The following is a 14,166-nucleotide window of genomic DNA, read 5'->3' as shown; positions in this document are numbered from 1 at the left end:
GGGATCACTCGTTTTCGGGCCAGTGCAGCAGGGTGTCCACGAACTGCTGCCGGACCGCCGCCACCTCGTCGTCCATCTGCGCCGGATCCCAGCCGCTGACGTCGATGGGCGGCAGGACGGCCACATCCACCACGCCCTTGCGCACGACGGCCGAGTTGCGCCAGGCGATTTCGCCCGCATTGCGGATCACTACGGGGATGATCGGCACCCCGGCCTGGATGGCGATGTGGAACGCGCCCTTCTTGAAGGCCCCTACGCGCGGCGTGAGCGAGCGCGTGCCCTCCGGGGCGATGACGACCGACAGTCCGCCCCTGAGGGTTTCGACGACGGGTTCCAGGGCGGCTCTGGCGGCGGCGCTGTCGCCGCGGTTGATGAAGGTGACTTCCACGAACCGCATGAGCGGCCCGAACAGCGGATTGTTGGCGACTTCCCGCTTGGCGATACCGGTGAAGCCGTCGCCGAGCACCTCGGCGATCACCACGATGTCGAATTGACTCTGATGATTGAAGATGAACACGGCGGGCCGTGGCGCACGGGCGTTTTCGGCTCCGGCCACGCGCACCCGCACGCCGGTGCCGCGCAGTGTGGAGTCGGCGGCGACGGTCAGCATGGAATCGGCCATCTGCCTGCGCTGTTTGGTGTGCGCCTTGGCGGCGATGCCGAACAGCGCGCCGCCGACGAGCGCCCCGAAACCGGAGAGGGTGCGCGCGTAGTCGGTGGGCGTCGGTGCCTGCCGGGGCCGGAAATGCAGTACCGGCCAACTCTTCTCGGCGGCCTCCAGCACCACTCGCGGGTCCGGGTTGACCGCGACCGGATGTCCGGCCAGTTGGAGTAGTGGCAGGTCGGCGGCGCTGTCGGCGTACACCCGGCTCTGTGCGAGGTCGATGCCGCGGGTCGCGGCGAACCTGCGCACGGCGTCGGCTTTGCCATTGCGCCACAGTGGTTTTCCGTCGACGTGTCCGGTGAGCACGCCGTCCTGTACCGCCATGGTGGTGCACAGCACGTTGGGTATGCCGAGTTCCTCGGCGACCGGTTGCACCTGATACCTGGTCAGCGAGCTGACGAGCAGCAGTGTGTGCCCGGCGGTTTCGTGCTCGCGCACCAGTCGCCAGGCTTCGGGGTAGAGGTGTCCGTGCACGGTCTCGAGGAACAGCCGCGCGCCGAGTTCCTCGAGTTCGGTTTCGGGGACGCCCGCCCAGGTGTGCATGGCCTGTTGCAGGAAGCGTTCGTATTCGCCTTCGCTGCGCGCACCGCGGATGCTGCCGAGCAGGACGGCGCTGACGGCGTTGTCGCCGCCGCGGCGGATGAGGCGTTTCACGATGGCGGGCGGATTGAAGCCGCTGATCACGGTCCCGCCGAAGTCGAAGATCGCGGCCACGCCCGGCCCCTGCGGCCCGGAGCGGATGGCCGCCACCGCCTCGTCCAGATCCATTGCGCCGATGGGTTGTTCGATGATGCCGACGCCCGGGGCCAGCAGTTCGCCGCCGGAGGCCCGGTGCGTCATAGCGCGTCCAGCCGATTGGACGGGTCGAGGGTGGCGGCGCGGGAGATGCGGGCGCTGATATCGCGCAGTTCGGCGGCGAATCGGGTGCGCCGGTCGATCAGATCCGCGGGATCGTCACCTTCGAGCAGGCCGTGATTGTCGGCGAGTTTGAGTGCGCTGCCGAATAATTCGGAGGACACCGATTCGGGGCTGTGCAATCGCTGTTGCAGCAGCATCTGTTTGCCCACCTGCAAACATTCGTCGGTGAACGTCTTCTTGTCGATGGTGACGGCGGGATCGCGCGCGGCCAGTCGTTCGGCGACCACGAGTTGTGCGTCGAAGAAGGATCGCAGTACCCGGTGCGCCATCATGAAACCCGATTCTGCCAGGTGCGCAAGGATTTCCGAGCCCACCGTGCCCGCGGCGGTGCGGCGATGCCACTCCGGATCCACTCGCAGCATTTCTGCGGTGAGCTGACTGGTGAACTCGGCGCGTTCGGGGAAGAAGAATTCGAATTTGAGCAGGTCCCGCAGCCGGTATGCGGCTTCCCAGCCGACCCGCAACTGATCGCCCTCGGGTGCTTCGACGGCGGTGAGAATGGCCAGTTCCAGGATGGCGCGGTTGGCGAACCAGTGCACGGCGCTGTTGCGGTAGAAGGCGGCTTCCAGATGCGCGCCCGCGCCGATCGAGTACACCGGTTCCAGGCCACCGCGATACACCGTGACGACCTTGGCGACGGCGAGCTGTTCCAGCACCACGGCCAGGCCGTGATCGTCGCGCAGGGTTTCCAGTTCGCCGCGCGGCAGTGCCCGGTTCTCGATGTAGGTCAGCACCGGCGAGATGGCTTTGCCCAGTTCATCGCGGGTGAGCGCGCGCTCGTGCACGCCGAGCAGCACCAGCGTGGTGAGGGCGTTGACGGTGATCGGGGTGACCTCGTTGATGCCGACGGCGACCTCGAAGGCGAGCCGCTGCACCGCCTTGTGTTCCAGGTCCTCGAGTTCCGGCTCGGACTGCGCCGCATGCGTTGTCAGCGGATCGCCGTGCGCCGCCAGTCGATCGCGGGCGGACAGCGGACTGCCGAAGCGAATGTAGACGTGTCCGGCGGAATGCTGTTGATTGCGAACATAGCGGGCCAGCCAGGCGAGCCCTTCGGCCTGTTTTATGCCGCCGGTTTGTTCATCGGCGATGGCCCCGATTTCATTGAGCCGCTCATAGGTGATCGATACCGGAATGAGCATCACATCGTCGATGCGCGAGGAACGCAATGCCGACGCAAGGTAATTCAGCAATCCGTAGCGAGGCGGCCGGAGTTTGCCGGTGCGGGTGCGCCCGCCTTCGAAATACCATTCGAGATTGAATCGTTTGGCGAGCAGATACGCGAAGTATTCCTCGACGACCGCTTTGTATACCTCGTCATCGCCGAAACTGCGCCGAATGAATACGGTTCCGGTGCGCCGGGCGATGGGCCCGATCGGCCAGAATTTCAGGTTTGCCCCGCCGACCACATGATTGGGCGGAAAGTCATTGCGCGCCAGAATATCCCCGAGCACGAAGGCGTCCACATAGGAGCGGTGCGAGGGCAGGAATACCAGTGGATACCGGCGATTGAGCGCGCGCAGCCGGTCCAATCCGATCGGATCGTCGTCGACCTTCCAGGTGGAGGCGTGCACCGGCCGCATGGCCTGGGTGAAGAGATCGGAGACCAGACGGCTCTGCGCGGCGACGAGTTCGCGCAAACCCTTCTCCGCGCGCCGGTAGACCTCGCGCGGCGCGGTGCCCGCCTGTTCGGCGATGACGTCGAGGCGGCGCAGGAATTCGGGGGAGTCCAGGATCTCCTCGACCACCAGGCGCGGCACCTTGTAGCGGTCGCCGATGACGGCGCGCTCGGCGCGTTCGAGGGCGACGGTGCCCGCGCGCACGATGGCGCGCGCGAAGGATTCCGGTGCGCCGATCGAGCCGGGATTGTTGGCGCGCAGCTCGCTGAGCCGGGCGGGCGCGCCGGTGAGCACCAGATGCCGGTCGGGGGCCTTGGTGACCAGTCGCCGCTGCATGAAGCGATTGGGTTTGCGTGGATTGGTGAGGGTGATGAGATCGCCGAAGCTGGTGCGCCGCACACCATCTCGTTCGGGTGGCAACCACAGCACGCGCACCGGCACCACCAGTGGATCGTCATGTCGCCCGACCAGCCGGGTGGTGACGGCGTCGGCGTCCAGATCCAATTGCGTGACGGGGGCGGCGGTCCCGTATTCCTGGGCGATACCGCCCTCGGCGAGCCAATTGCCGATGAGTTCGCGTTCGACCCGGCCGGCGGCGTCGACGAGCGCCACCACCGACCCGGGGGTGATGGCGGCCTCCGGGAGCCGACTGTCGTGATCGAGCATCTGTAGTTACCTCCGCACGTGTGCCGCCGCAATCCATTGAAGCCGAAAGCGGGGCCGCGGGGTTGCGGACCGACCAATTCCCCGATCGTGCTGCGGGTTTCGGTGAGTGTGACGGAGGTCGTCCGCAGGGGTTGACCATTCGAAGGAAGGTAATGCTAACCTCCCTCAAGAAGTTAGGTAAGCATAACCTTGGAGGACTGGTGGCGGCCACGGACGAACGGGTACGGCTCGACGAAGAGCAGCGATGGGGCGAGCACGTCACCGATCCGGTGGCAGCGGTCGCCGCACTGGCCGCGGCGGATCGCTTCGGCGAATACGTGGTGTACGAGCGCCCCGGTGTATGGGTGTTCGCGGCCGACCCGATCGGCGGCGTCGAACTCGACGCGGACGAGCTGCGGGTGAGCTGGGACGGACAGACGACTTCCGGTGCGTGGGAAGGCAGTCCGGCCCAGGCCGTCGATCGCGCCCTGGCCGGTATTCCGCTGGGACGGCGAAACGCGTACGGCTGGATCGGATTCGAATTCTGCGCCTGGTCGCTCGGCGCGACCGCGCATGTACATCCGCGGGCCACGCTGGCGCACCTGATGATTCCGCGCATCGAGGTGCGCATCGACGCCTCCGGCGTGCGGGTCGCCGGTGCGACGCCCGCCGAGACGGCCGATATCCACGAACTCATCGCCGCGGCCCAGGGCAGTGCGCTGCCGATCGCGCATCCGGTCGACGTGACCGTGGATCCGACCGGATACGCCGACCGGGTGGCGGCCGGTGTCGCCGAGATCCACGACGGCAAATATCAGAAGGTGATCCTGTCGCGGAAGGTGGATCTGCCCTTCGCGGTGAACATTCCGGACTCCTACCGGCTGGGCCGCATGAACAACACGCCCGCGCGCTCGTTCCTGCTGCGCCTGGGCGGCCTGGAAGCGGCGGGCTTCAGCCCGGAGCTGGTGGCCTCGGTCGACGGTGAACGCATCGTCACCACCGAACCGCTGGCCGGCACCCGTGCCTTCGGCCGCGGTGACGCGGTGGACTCCGCGGCTCGCGCCGACCTGATCAGCGATCCGAAAGAGATTGTCGAGCACGCGATCTCGGTGCAGACCTCGTTCGCCGAGATCACCGCGGTCGCCGAACCCGACACCACCGCGGTCTCGGATTTCATGGCCGTGCGCGAACGCGGCAGCGTGCAGCACCTGGCCTCCACGGTCAAGGGCCGCCTCGCCGCGGACCGCAGTCCGTGGGACGCGCTGGAAACCCTGTTCCCCTCGGTGACCGCGTCGGGCATTCCGAAGGCGGCCGGCGTCGACGCGGTCTTCCGCCTCGACCATGACGCCCGCGGCCTGTATTCCGGTGCCGTGGTGACGATTTCCCCCGACGGCGCGCTGGAGGCCACCCTGGTGCTGCGCGCGGTCTACCAGACCGGCTCCGGTGCGTGGCTGCGCGCGGGCGCGGGCGTGGTCGGCCAGTCGCGGCCCGAACGCGAATTCGAGGAGACCTGCGAAAAGCTCGGCAGTGTCGCGCCCTACGTGGTGCGCGCCTGACCGGACGGACTCGGGGCCGCATCGCCGGCCCTTCTGAAACGTGGTGTGCGCATGACTCATCCGAGGCGCGGCGGAGTCGCTGCGCATACCACTCATCGAGCGGGAGCTCACGGCAAGTGACGGTGCCGCGGGTTCCCGCTCGAAGTGTTTTTCAGTCCGGGTGCCGCTTTTGGGTTCAGTCCGGGTGCACTGTGAAGTCGACGCCGGTGAGTCGTTCCGCAAGCTCCCAGAGCTGGGCGGCGATCTTCTCATCGTGTGAGGCGGCATTGGAGCTCACCCGGATCGGATGACCGCTCCAGTTGAAATGCGCCGGACCGTAGTAGCCCGCGGGCTCCGCCTCGGGCGCGGTTGCGGCGAAAAGTGTTGGCAGCGCGCCCATATCGGCGTTCTGCGCGATCAGCCGATTGCCCAGATCGATGATCTGCTCCAGCAGGTTCTGGGTTTTGGAGTTGATCTCGGTGGCGGCGTACCCGGGATGCGCCGCCAGCGCGAGTTTGGCCGATCCGGCCGCCAGCAGTCGCCGCTGGAGTTCGTAGGTGAACAGCAGCACCGCGAGTTTGGTCTGCGCGTAGGCCCCGAAGCGGGAGTACGCGCGGCGCTCCCAGTTCAGGTCTTCCAGATCGATGCGGCCGATGTAGTGCGTGATGCTGGAGACGTTCACCACGCGTTCGGAGATACGGTCCAGCAGTAGGCCGGTGAGCGCGAAGTGGCCGAGAAAGTTTGTGCCGATCTGCGTTTCGAAACCGTCGGCGGTGTGGCCGTACGGCACCGCCATCACACCGGCGTTGTTGATCAGTCCGTGCGCGTGGTCGACGGTATCGGCGAAGGCGCGCACCGAGGCCAGATCGGCGAGGTCCAGCACTCGGATCTGCGTTTTGCCCCGGATGGTCTTGGCGACCTCGTGCGCCTTGATCTCATTGCGGCAGGCCATGATCACCATCGCGCCCGCCTCGGCGAGACCGCGTGCGGTGGACGCGCCCAGCCCGCTGGTCGCACCGGTCACGATGTAGGTCTTACCGGTCAGGTCCGGGATATTCGACGTATTCCACCCACCCATAGATGAACCCTATGATGCCGGTGTCCGCGTGTCCTGCGGAAACGCGGTGACGAAGTGCACATGCCCAATGCGCCCGATCTCCGGTACCCCGGGTGCGGTCACCGCGAATCCATGCTCCCGCGCGCCTCAGCGGGCCGCGCGCAGTGCCTTCTTGTCGATCTTGCCGACGGCGGTGATGGGCAGAATATCGGTCTGCCGCAACACATCCGGCAGCTTGTAGGTGGCCAGGCCGCGTTCGGTCAAGAAGGTCTTGATCTCGGCCAGGGTCGGCATATCCGCCTCGACGACCAGTACGGCGCAGACTCTTTCGCCGAGTACGTCATCGGGCAGCCCGACGGCGGCCGCGTGCCGGACGCCCGGATAGGCGAGCAGATGCTCCTCGAGCTCATCGCAGGAGACGTTCTCGCCGCCGCGGTTGATGACGTCCTTGATGCGGCCCGAGACCATGAGGTGCCCGCTGGGCAGGCGGCGCACCAGATCGCCGCTGCGATAGAAGCCGTCGGGGGTGAAGGCGCGCGAATTGTGTTCCGGCGCACGGTAGTAGCCGCGCAGCGTGTACGGGCCGCGGGTGAGCAGCTCACCCTCCTCGCCGTCGGCGACGTCATTGCCCTCGGCATCCACCACGCGCACCTCGTCGGCGGGGGAGAGCGGTCGCCCCTGGGTGGTGCAGACGATCTCGTCGGAGTCCTCGAAGCGGGTGTAGTTGAGCAGTCCCTCCGCCATGCCGAACACCTGCTGGAGCCGAACATTCAAGGCGGGCCGCACTTCTCGCGCGTTGACCTCCGCCAGGCGCGCGCCGCCGACCTGGAGCAGGCGCAGGCTGCCGAGATCGGCCTCCTCCCATTCCACTGCCGCGGTCCACAATTGGGCGAGCGGCGGCACCACGGCGGTGACCGTCACGCCGTGCCGTTCGATGGCGGCGAAGGCGTGCTCCGGGCTCGGATCGGTGACGAACACCATGCCGCCGCCGGTGGCGATGGTGCCCAGAATGCCGGGGCAGCTCAGCGGAAAGTTGTGCGCCACGGGCAATGTCGCGAGGTAGACGTCCTCGGGGCGCAGTTCGCACACCGCGGCGCTGGCGGTGGCGTTGTAGTAGTAGTCGTCGTGCGTGCGCGCGATCAGCTTGGGCAGGCCGGTGGTGCCGCCCGAGACCAGCATCAGCGCGATATCGGTGGCATCGACCTCGGGCAGCGCACCGCCCGGGGTGGGCACCGAATGCAGATCGGTGAACGCGCCGGGATCGCCCAGCACCAGCACATGCCGCAGCGTGGGCACGGCGGCGCACACCTGATGGGCGAGCGCGCGATAGTCGAAATCGCCTGCCCTGTCGGCGATCACGTACGCGACCGCGCCCGAGAGCCGGGTGAGATGTTCGATCTCGGCGCGCCGATGCGCGGGCAGGGTGAGCACCGGAATGATGCCCGCGCGCAGCAGGCCGAACAGCACCGGCACGAATTCGAGCACATTGGGCAGCTGCACCACGACCCGATCACCGGGCGCCAGACCGAGTTTCAGCAGTCCGTGCGCCATCCGATCGGCGGCGGTGTCCAGATCGGCGTAGGTCGCGCCCGCTCCGGGCGTGCCCGGATCGCCGAGCAGGGCGATGCGGTCGGGCCACTGCCGCGCCGCGTCGCGGAGTAGTTCGCCGAGCGGGCGGCCTGCCCAATATCCGGCCTGCCGGTAGCTTTTGGCGAGTTCGGCGGGGAAGGGGACGAAGCCGTCGCGGTGGTCGCGTGCGGTCGATAGCGATGTCACGATGCTGAGCCTCTGAGAGTAAGGGTTGCTTTACGAAGGTTAGGCAACCCTATCTCAATCAGTGAGTATCGGGCAGCTCGCATCCGCCGTCGAGGATGCCGAGATCGTGCGGCAGCTGATAACAGGCCGGATCATCGGGCAGCTTCCAGTGGAAGCCCTCCAGGAAGAACGTCGCCACCAGATTCACGATGATCACCAGCGCGAGGAAGCCGAAGGCCAGCCGCCCGGCCATCCGATGCGGCCGAGCCGGAATCGTCGTGGTCGACGTCGCGTACGAAAACGTCAGCACCACACCGATTGTCGTGATGGCGGCGACGAACAGAATCCACGCCCACACGTACAGGTGCAGGCCGAAGACCGCGCCCATGTAACCGGGATCGCCCGGCAGGATGTGCAGCATGGTCTGCCGCCACGCGGTGAAACCGCCGCCGAAACAGGCCACGATCGCCATACCCCAGCCGACCGCGTAATCGCGCGGCGCGATGGTGCCGGTCATGCCCTTGCGCACGATGTACGCCCCGCCGAGCGCGGCCAGCATCATGAAGTAGCGCTGCAGCATGCACAGCGGACACGGGTACTCCCAGTTCACGAACTGGAAGCCGAGACCGCCGCAGATCACCCCGGCCCAGCCGACCATGAAGATCAGCGCCAGCCAGAATTGCAGCTGATTCAGCACTCCGCCACGGCTTTCCACGGTTCCGGGCGCGGTATCGGTCACCATGTCAGCCCCAATCCGAGGCTGCTGGTGATGTGCAGCTTCAGCAGTACGCCGCAGGCGATCGCCGCGATCCACCAGCCGGTCAGAATCGCGCGCCGCGAACTCTGGGTGAGAATCAGGTACAGCACGCATAGCAAACCCGCGAGTATGAGCGTGTCCATAGGCGCGGACGCTACCGCTTTGCCTGGTCAGGGCCTATCAAACGGACTCGGACACGCCGCCGTTCCGAATCGATCGGCGAACGGCTGGCGAATTGCGGGTACGGGTCGGTTGGTGGCGAGATCCGGCGGGCGGGCGCGCACGCCCCTAGACTCGACCTCGTGAGTGGTTGGGGCATAGCCGACATCCCGGATCAGACCGGCCGCACGATCATCGTGACCGGCGCCAACAGCGGGCTGGGCGCGGTCACCGCGCGAGCCCTCGCCGAGGCTGGGGCGCAGGTGATCATGGCCTGCCGCAATGAGGTCAAAGCGCGTTCGGTGGCCGATAGCATCGGTAAGAACGTGCAGGTGCGGCGACTCGACCTGGCCGATCTGGCCTCGGTGCGCGAATTCGCCGATTCGGTCGAGACCGCCGATGTGCTCATCAACAACGCGGGCCTGATGGCGGTACCGCTCAAGCGCACCGCCGACGGCTTCGAAATGCAGATCGGCACAAACCATCTCGGCCATTTCGCGCTCACCGGGCTGCTGCTGGACAAGGTGAGCGATCGCATCGTCACCCTCTCCAGCGGAATGCACGCCATGGGCAAGATCGATCTGGCGGATCTGAACTGGGAGCATCGCCGCTATCAGCGCTGGCTCGCGTACGGGCAGTCCAAACTGGCGAATCTCATGTTCGCCTACGAATTACAGCGCAGGCTGACCGCGGCGGGCTCATCGAAGCTGTCGCTGGCCGCGCATCCGGGCTACGCCGCGACCGAATTGCAGGGCAAGACCGAGTCGTTCCAGGATTACTTCCTGGCCGTGGGCAACCGGGTTCTCGCGCAGAGTGCCGAAATGGGCGCGCTGCCAAGCCTTTTCGCCGCCACCGCCGCCGAGGTGCGGCCGGGCGGATTCTACGGCCCGACCGGATTACGCGGTCTGCGCGGCAATCCCGGGCCCAGCGGCTCCACCGCCGCCTCCCGCGATGAGGTCACCGCGCGGCGGCTGTGGGAACTGTCCGAACAGCTGACCAAGGTCAGCTACGCGTTCCCGCGGCGGTAGCGGTGAGCATTCCCTTCGACCGGCGCGATCAGCTGGAGAAGATTCAGCAGGGGCTGTTGCAGGGTGAGACGATCCTGGCGGTGTACGACGCCATCGGGGTCGGCACCGGATTCCTGGGGCTCACCGATCGGCGCGTGATCATTCAGGACAACTCGTTCGTGGGGAAGAAGATCGCCATCACGAGCATTCCGTACGCGCGGATCAGCAGCGTCAGCGTGATCACCAATAAGTCGTTCGCCGGACAGTTCTTCTCGTCCGGGCACATCGTGATCAGCACCGGGCACAACAACTACGAGGTCGAGTTCCGCGGCGATGAGAAGACGCGGCATGTGCACGATGTGATCCTGCACTACATCGCGCGCTAGCTACGGCTCGGCAATCAGGTTCCGAGCGGGCGTTTTTCCCGAATGCCATCCCAGTCTATGGGACGGCATCCCACTGTGTGTCGGCTGCCACACGCAATTTCCGTCATCTCTGATACTGTGCCGGGCATGCAGCGCGTGTATTTCTGGTTTAGCCAGCCGGCCCCGGGTGGGCTCGGCGGCGCGAACCTGCGCTGACCTTCTCCACCCCGAGCCGGATGAACAGACCGGCTCCGAGGGGTTCACAGTCAGAAATCCCCGTGGGTCGGCCTGAGAAAAGGAACCCACGAACATGACTACCGCTGCCGATCTCGATCCCCGGCATGCCGATCTCGATGACCAGCGCACTCTCAGCGTGAGCCCCTTGCGCTCGCCCGCCGAGGTGCGCGGCGACTACCCGCTCGACGACGCGCTCGCCGATACCGTGCGCGCGGGCCGCAAGGCCACCGTCGAGGTGCTCAACGGTGAAGACGACCGCCTGATGGTGATCGTCGGACCGTGCTCGGTGCACGACACCGCCGCCGCCATGGAGTACGCCCGCAAGCTCGCCGCCAAGGCCGCCGAGCTCGGCGACCGGCTGCACGTGGTGATGCGCGTCTACTTCGAGAAGCCGCGCACCACGCTCGGGTGGAAGGGCCTGATCAACGATCCGCACCTGGACGGCAGCTTCGACATCAACACCGGGCTGAACGTCGGCCGCGAACTGCTGCTCGACATCACCGGGCTGGGCCTGCCGGTGGCGGTCGAATTCCTCGATCCCATCACCCCGCAGTACATCGCGGACCTGGTGTCCTACGGCGCCATCGGCGCGCGCACCGCCGCCAGTCAGGTGCACCGGCAGCTGTCGAGCGCGCTGTCCATGCCGGTCGGCATCAAGAACGGCACCGACGGCGATGTGCAGGTCGCGGTCGACGGCGTGCGCGCCGCCGCCGCCAGCCACGTCTTCCCCGGCACCGATCTGGACGGGCGTTCCGCGCTCATCCGCACCGCGGGCAACCCGGACTGCCATGTCATCCTGCGCGGCGGCAGCAACGGCACCAACTTCGACGCCGACTCCTGCGCGGAAGCCCTTATCCGCCTGGAGAAGTCGTCGCTGGCGCAGCGCCTGGTGGTCGACGCCTCGCACGGCAACAGCAATAAGGACCACAACAAGCAGGTCGACGTGGTCACCGATATCGCGGGCCGCATCGCCGCCGGTGAGGACACCGTCGTCGGCCTGATGATGGAGAGCTTCCTGGTCGCGGGCCGTCAGGACCTCACCCTGGGCCACCCGGAAACCCTCGCCTACGGCCAGTCCATCACCGACGCCTGCCTGGACTGGGACGTCACCGCCACCCAGCTCGACGTGCTGGCCGACGCGGTAGCGGCCCGTCGCGCGGCGCGCGGCTGACATAGCCTGGCTGACATAGCCTGCGGGAGAGCGGGTTCCGGCGTCGGGCCGGAACCCTCCCGGTACGGCCGCCCGCCCGGATCGACCCTTCCCGCGCGGACGCGCGACCGGATCGAACCGCTCGGGCACGTCCCGAACCCGAATGTGAACCCTTGTCTTCCCGGCGCGTTTTTGGCCGGGATCCACTGAAACCTGTTGTCCGGCAGCAGGTGTGGATCCCGGCCAAAAGCATGCCGGGATGACGGGGTGGTGTTACTCGGGATGGCGGGGGTGGTGTTGCTTGGGGTAGAGGTCAGATTCCCGCGGGCCAGGCGGGGGCCGGGCCGGGGGGATCGGTGCGGAGGCGGGCTGCTATCCAGCTGTCGAGGCGGGTGCCGCGCTGGACGCAGCCGCTGCGGAGCAGGCCCTCGTAGTGGAAGCCCGCGCGGCGGGCTACGGCGGCGGAGGCGTGGTTGCCGACTATGGCGCGCCATTCGATGCGGTCCAGGGTGAGCCAGCCGGGGGCGAAGGCGGCCTCGCAGGCGAGGTGCACGGCCTGGGTCATGAGGCCGCGGCCGCGGACTTCGGCGGAGAGCCAGAAGCCTATTTCGGCCGAATTGTGGTCGCGGCGTGAATCAATCGGGCCCAGGCCGATCATGCCGACGACCGGAGCGTGTTCACCCAGGCGCAGCGCCCAGGTGGGGCTGCGGTCGGCCCAGCCGGGGGTGACCATGTCGTAGATGAACTTCTCGGCGTCGGCGCGGATGTAGGGGACCGGCATGGTGGTCCAGCGGCCGACCGAGGGTTGTTGGCAGCACGCGGTGATGTCGTCGATATCCAGGGCGGTCGGCGGGGACAGCCACACCGTGCCGTTAGTGAGCGTCCGCGCGTCCATTCCGCCATGCTGTCACGGAACCTCGCACGGGCGCATCGGGTTTGCGGTGGTCGGCCGCGGTGGTGCGGACGCCGTCCGGGGCGGTGCCCGATTGGTCCGACCGCGACCGTAGGATCGGGTCGATGGTCGCCGCTCTGCTCACCGATTTGTTCGAAACCCATCGGCCACACCTGCTCTCGGTGGCCTATCGGTTGACCGGCAGCGTCGTCGATGCCGAGGACGCGGTGCAGGAGAGCTGGTTGCGGCTCGCGGTGGCCCGGCAGCACGAGATCGAGGATCTGCGCGCCTGGCTCACCACCGTCGTCTCGCGAATCTGCCTGGACCGGTTGCGCAGTGCCGCCGCGCGGCGCGAGCAGTACGTGGGTCAGTGGTTACCCGAACCCATCGTGACCAGTGCGCAACCCTCCAGCGCACCCGATCCGCTGGCCGCGGTGGTGCGCAAACAGGATGCGCGGTTCGCCGCCCTGGTGGTCATGGACACCCTCACCCCGCCGCAGCGGGTGGCTTTCGTGCTGCACGACGGCTTCGCGGTGCCGTTCGACGAGATCGCGGACATCCTGGGCGTTTCCGTCGAGGCGGCGCGGGCGCTGGCCTCGCGGGCGCGAAAAGCCTTGGCGCACAGCCCGGAACCGGTCACCGATGCCGAGCACAATGCCGGTGTGCAGCGGCTGCTGGAGGCGCTCTACCGGGGTGATGTGAATGCCGTTGTGGCGGCGCTGCATCCGGATGTGCGCACCATCGGCGATGCGGGCGGCACCACCGCGACGGCGATCAATGTGGTCGCCGGCGTGGACAAGAACGCCCGGCTCTGGCTCGGGCTGCGCACCCGGCACGGTTTCGACGATCCGGCGGTCTACGAATCGGGCGCGTTCGAATTCGTGCTCGTCAACGGCCAATTGGGGATTCTGGTGCACGAGCGTGCCTCGGAACCGGGGCGTCCCGGGACCCCTCCGCGCGTCTACGGGTTCACCGTGCGGGACGGAAAGGTCTGGGGCGTCTACGATCTCGTCAATCCGGCCAAGCTCAAGGGCTTGCGACTACCGCACTGACGTACGGTCCCGAGAGCCGATGGGCGGCACACCCCCGACCGACATGCCGCACATCGGTGCTCATTACTTCGGGGGGTAGGTGAACCCGGAGCCGGAGCTGCAATCCATTCCGCCGGACAGGCTGACCGAACCGGTGGGCATGCAGTTTCCGATACCCGAACCGGTACCGGAGCCGGAGCCGCCCGAACCGGAGGGCGGGAAGCTGGAGCCGAGATTCCAATCGCCGGTGCTCCAGTTGCCAGCAATAAGCTGATGGGCAATTTGATGTGCGAGATCAATACCCTGCGCCGGGTGCAGAAGAAGATCCAATACCGAGGGCATATTTCGCCCCTTTCGAGAAACCGCTGATGGGCGGTT

General features: G+C 67.1%; 13 protein-coding genes. 5 read left to right on the top strand and 8 right to left on the bottom strand.

The features are described from left to right. Positions 1–4: 4 nt before the first annotated feature. The gene (locus AB0L82_RS26065) at positions 5–1,504 is read right to left on the bottom strand and encodes an HAD-IB family hydrolase (protein ID WP_364641500.1); all 1,500 of its coding nucleotides are present in this window, start codon (positions 1,502–1,504) and stop codon (positions 5–7) included. Then, positions 1,501–3,864, bottom strand: coding sequence for a glycerol-3-phosphate 1-O-acyltransferase (locus tag AB0L82_RS26060; protein ID WP_364641497.1), 2,364 nt, complete (start codon positions 3,862–3,864; stop codon positions 1,501–1,503). The genes AB0L82_RS26065 and AB0L82_RS26060 overlap by 4 nt, the downstream gene beginning before the upstream one ends. A 200-nt stretch (positions 3,865–4,064) precedes the next feature. Between AB0L82_RS26060 and AB0L82_RS26055 the strand changes: the two genes are divergently transcribed. Further along, positions 4,065–5,399, top strand: coding sequence for a salicylate synthase (locus tag AB0L82_RS26055; protein ID WP_364641494.1), 1,335 nt, complete (start codon positions 4,065–4,067; stop codon positions 5,397–5,399). A gap of 175 nt (positions 5,400–5,574) precedes the next feature. Here AB0L82_RS26055 and AB0L82_RS26050 read toward each other — a convergent pair whose 3' ends face one another. The 4 genes from AB0L82_RS26050 to AB0L82_RS26035 form a co-directional block, all read right to left on the bottom strand. Beyond that, positions 5,575–6,456 (bottom strand): oxidoreductase, encoded by an 882-nt coding sequence (locus AB0L82_RS26050; protein WP_364641491.1) that lies wholly within the window; start codon positions 6,454–6,456, stop codon positions 5,575–5,577. Positions 6,457–6,582: 126 nt separating this feature from the next. Beyond that, positions 6,583–8,211 carry an AMP-binding protein gene (locus AB0L82_RS26045; RefSeq protein WP_364641488.1) on the bottom strand — a complete coding sequence of 543 codons (1,629 nt, stop codon included), beginning with the start codon at positions 8,209–8,211 and terminating at the stop codon, positions 6,583–6,585. Between the two features lie 58 nt (positions 8,212–8,269). After that, entirely contained in the window at positions 8,270–8,932 is a 663-nt protein-coding gene (locus AB0L82_RS26040) for a disulfide bond formation protein B (RefSeq protein ID WP_364641485.1), read from the bottom strand. Further along, entirely contained in the window at positions 8,926–9,090 is a 165-nt protein-coding gene (locus AB0L82_RS26035) for a DUF5993 family protein (protein WP_364641482.1), read from the bottom strand. The genes AB0L82_RS26040 and AB0L82_RS26035 overlap by 7 nt, the downstream gene beginning before the upstream one ends. Positions 9,091–9,249: 159 nt before the next feature. Here AB0L82_RS26035 and AB0L82_RS26030 point away from each other — a divergent pair, with 159 nt between their 5' ends. The 3 genes from AB0L82_RS26030 (at position 9,250) to AB0L82_RS26020 (ending at position 11,886) form a co-directional block, all read left to right on the top strand. Continuing rightward, on the top strand, positions 9,250–10,134 hold the full coding sequence (locus AB0L82_RS26030) for an oxidoreductase (protein WP_364641479.1): 885 nt from the start codon (positions 9,250–9,252) through the stop codon (positions 10,132–10,134). Between the two features lie 2 nt (positions 10,135–10,136). Further along, on the top strand, positions 10,137–10,499 hold the full coding sequence (locus AB0L82_RS26025; RefSeq protein WP_364641476.1) for a PH domain-containing protein: 363 nt from the start codon (positions 10,137–10,139) through the stop codon (positions 10,497–10,499). A gap of 289 nt (positions 10,500–10,788) precedes the next feature. Continuing rightward, positions 10,789–11,886, top strand: coding sequence for a 3-deoxy-7-phosphoheptulonate synthase (locus tag AB0L82_RS26020; RefSeq protein ID WP_364641473.1), 1,098 nt, complete (start codon positions 10,789–10,791; stop codon positions 11,884–11,886). A gap of 292 nt (positions 11,887–12,178) precedes the next feature. Here AB0L82_RS26020 and AB0L82_RS26015 read toward each other — a convergent pair whose 3' ends face one another. Further along, positions 12,179–12,760 carry a GNAT family N-acetyltransferase gene (locus tag AB0L82_RS26015; RefSeq protein ID WP_364641470.1) on the bottom strand — a complete coding sequence of 194 codons (582 nt, stop codon included), beginning with the start codon at positions 12,758–12,760 and terminating at the stop codon, positions 12,179–12,181. A gap of 122 nt (positions 12,761–12,882) precedes the next feature. On the opposite strand from AB0L82_RS26015, the gene sigJ reads away from it, so the two are divergent. After that, positions 12,883–13,809, top strand: coding sequence for an RNA polymerase sigma factor SigJ (gene sigJ / locus AB0L82_RS26010; protein ID WP_364641467.1), 927 nt, complete (start codon positions 12,883–12,885; stop codon positions 13,807–13,809). 63 nt (positions 13,810–13,872) lie between these two features. Here the strand turns inward: sigJ and AB0L82_RS26005 are convergent, their stop codons facing one another. After that, positions 13,873–14,130 (bottom strand): hypothetical protein, encoded by a 258-nt coding sequence (locus tag AB0L82_RS26005; protein WP_364641464.1) that lies wholly within the window; start codon positions 14,128–14,130, stop codon positions 13,873–13,875. Positions 14,131–14,166: the final 36 nt, after the last annotated feature.

It is taken from the genome of Nocardia sp. NPDC052001 (assembly GCF_040680615.1).
In the GTDB taxonomy this organism is placed as follows: domain Bacteria; phylum Actinomycetota; class Actinomycetes; order Mycobacteriales; family Mycobacteriaceae; genus Nocardia.
The sequence above is the reverse complement of the archived record's forward strand: the minus strand, read 5'-3'. Positions and strand labels throughout refer to the sequence as shown.

Excerpts from the sequence above, each read along its gene's own strand:
- AB0L82_RS26065 (WP_364641500.1), bottom strand. The coding sequence starts at position 1,504 with ATGACGCACCGGGCCTCCGGCGGCGAACTGCTGGCCCCGGGCGTCGGC.
- AB0L82_RS26060 (WP_364641497.1), bottom strand. The coding sequence starts at position 3,864 with ATGCTCGATCACGACAGTCGGCTCCCGGAGGCCGCCATCACCCCCGGG.
- AB0L82_RS26050 (WP_364641491.1), bottom strand. The coding sequence starts at position 6,456 with ATGGGTGGGTGGAATACGTCGAATATCCCGGACCTGACCGGTAAGACC.
- AB0L82_RS26040 (WP_364641485.1), bottom strand. The coding sequence starts at position 8,932 with ATGGTGACCGATACCGCGCCCGGAACCGTGGAAAGCCGTGGCGGAGTG.
- AB0L82_RS26035 (WP_364641482.1), bottom strand. The coding sequence starts at position 9,090 with ATGGACACGCTCATACTCGCGGGTTTGCTATGCGTGCTGTACCTGATT.
- AB0L82_RS26020 (WP_364641473.1), top strand. The coding sequence starts at position 10,789 with ATGACTACCGCTGCCGATCTCGATCCCCGGCATGCCGATCTCGATGAC.
- AB0L82_RS26015 (WP_364641470.1), bottom strand. The coding sequence starts at position 12,760 with ATGGACGCGCGGACGCTCACTAACGGCACGGTGTGGCTGTCCCCGCCG.
- sigJ (WP_364641467.1), top strand. The coding sequence starts at position 12,883 with ATGGTCGCCGCTCTGCTCACCGATTTGTTCGAAACCCATCGGCCACAC.
- AB0L82_RS26005 (WP_364641464.1), bottom strand. The coding sequence starts at position 14,130 with ATGCCCTCGGTATTGGATCTTCTTCTGCACCCGGCGCAGGGTATTGAT.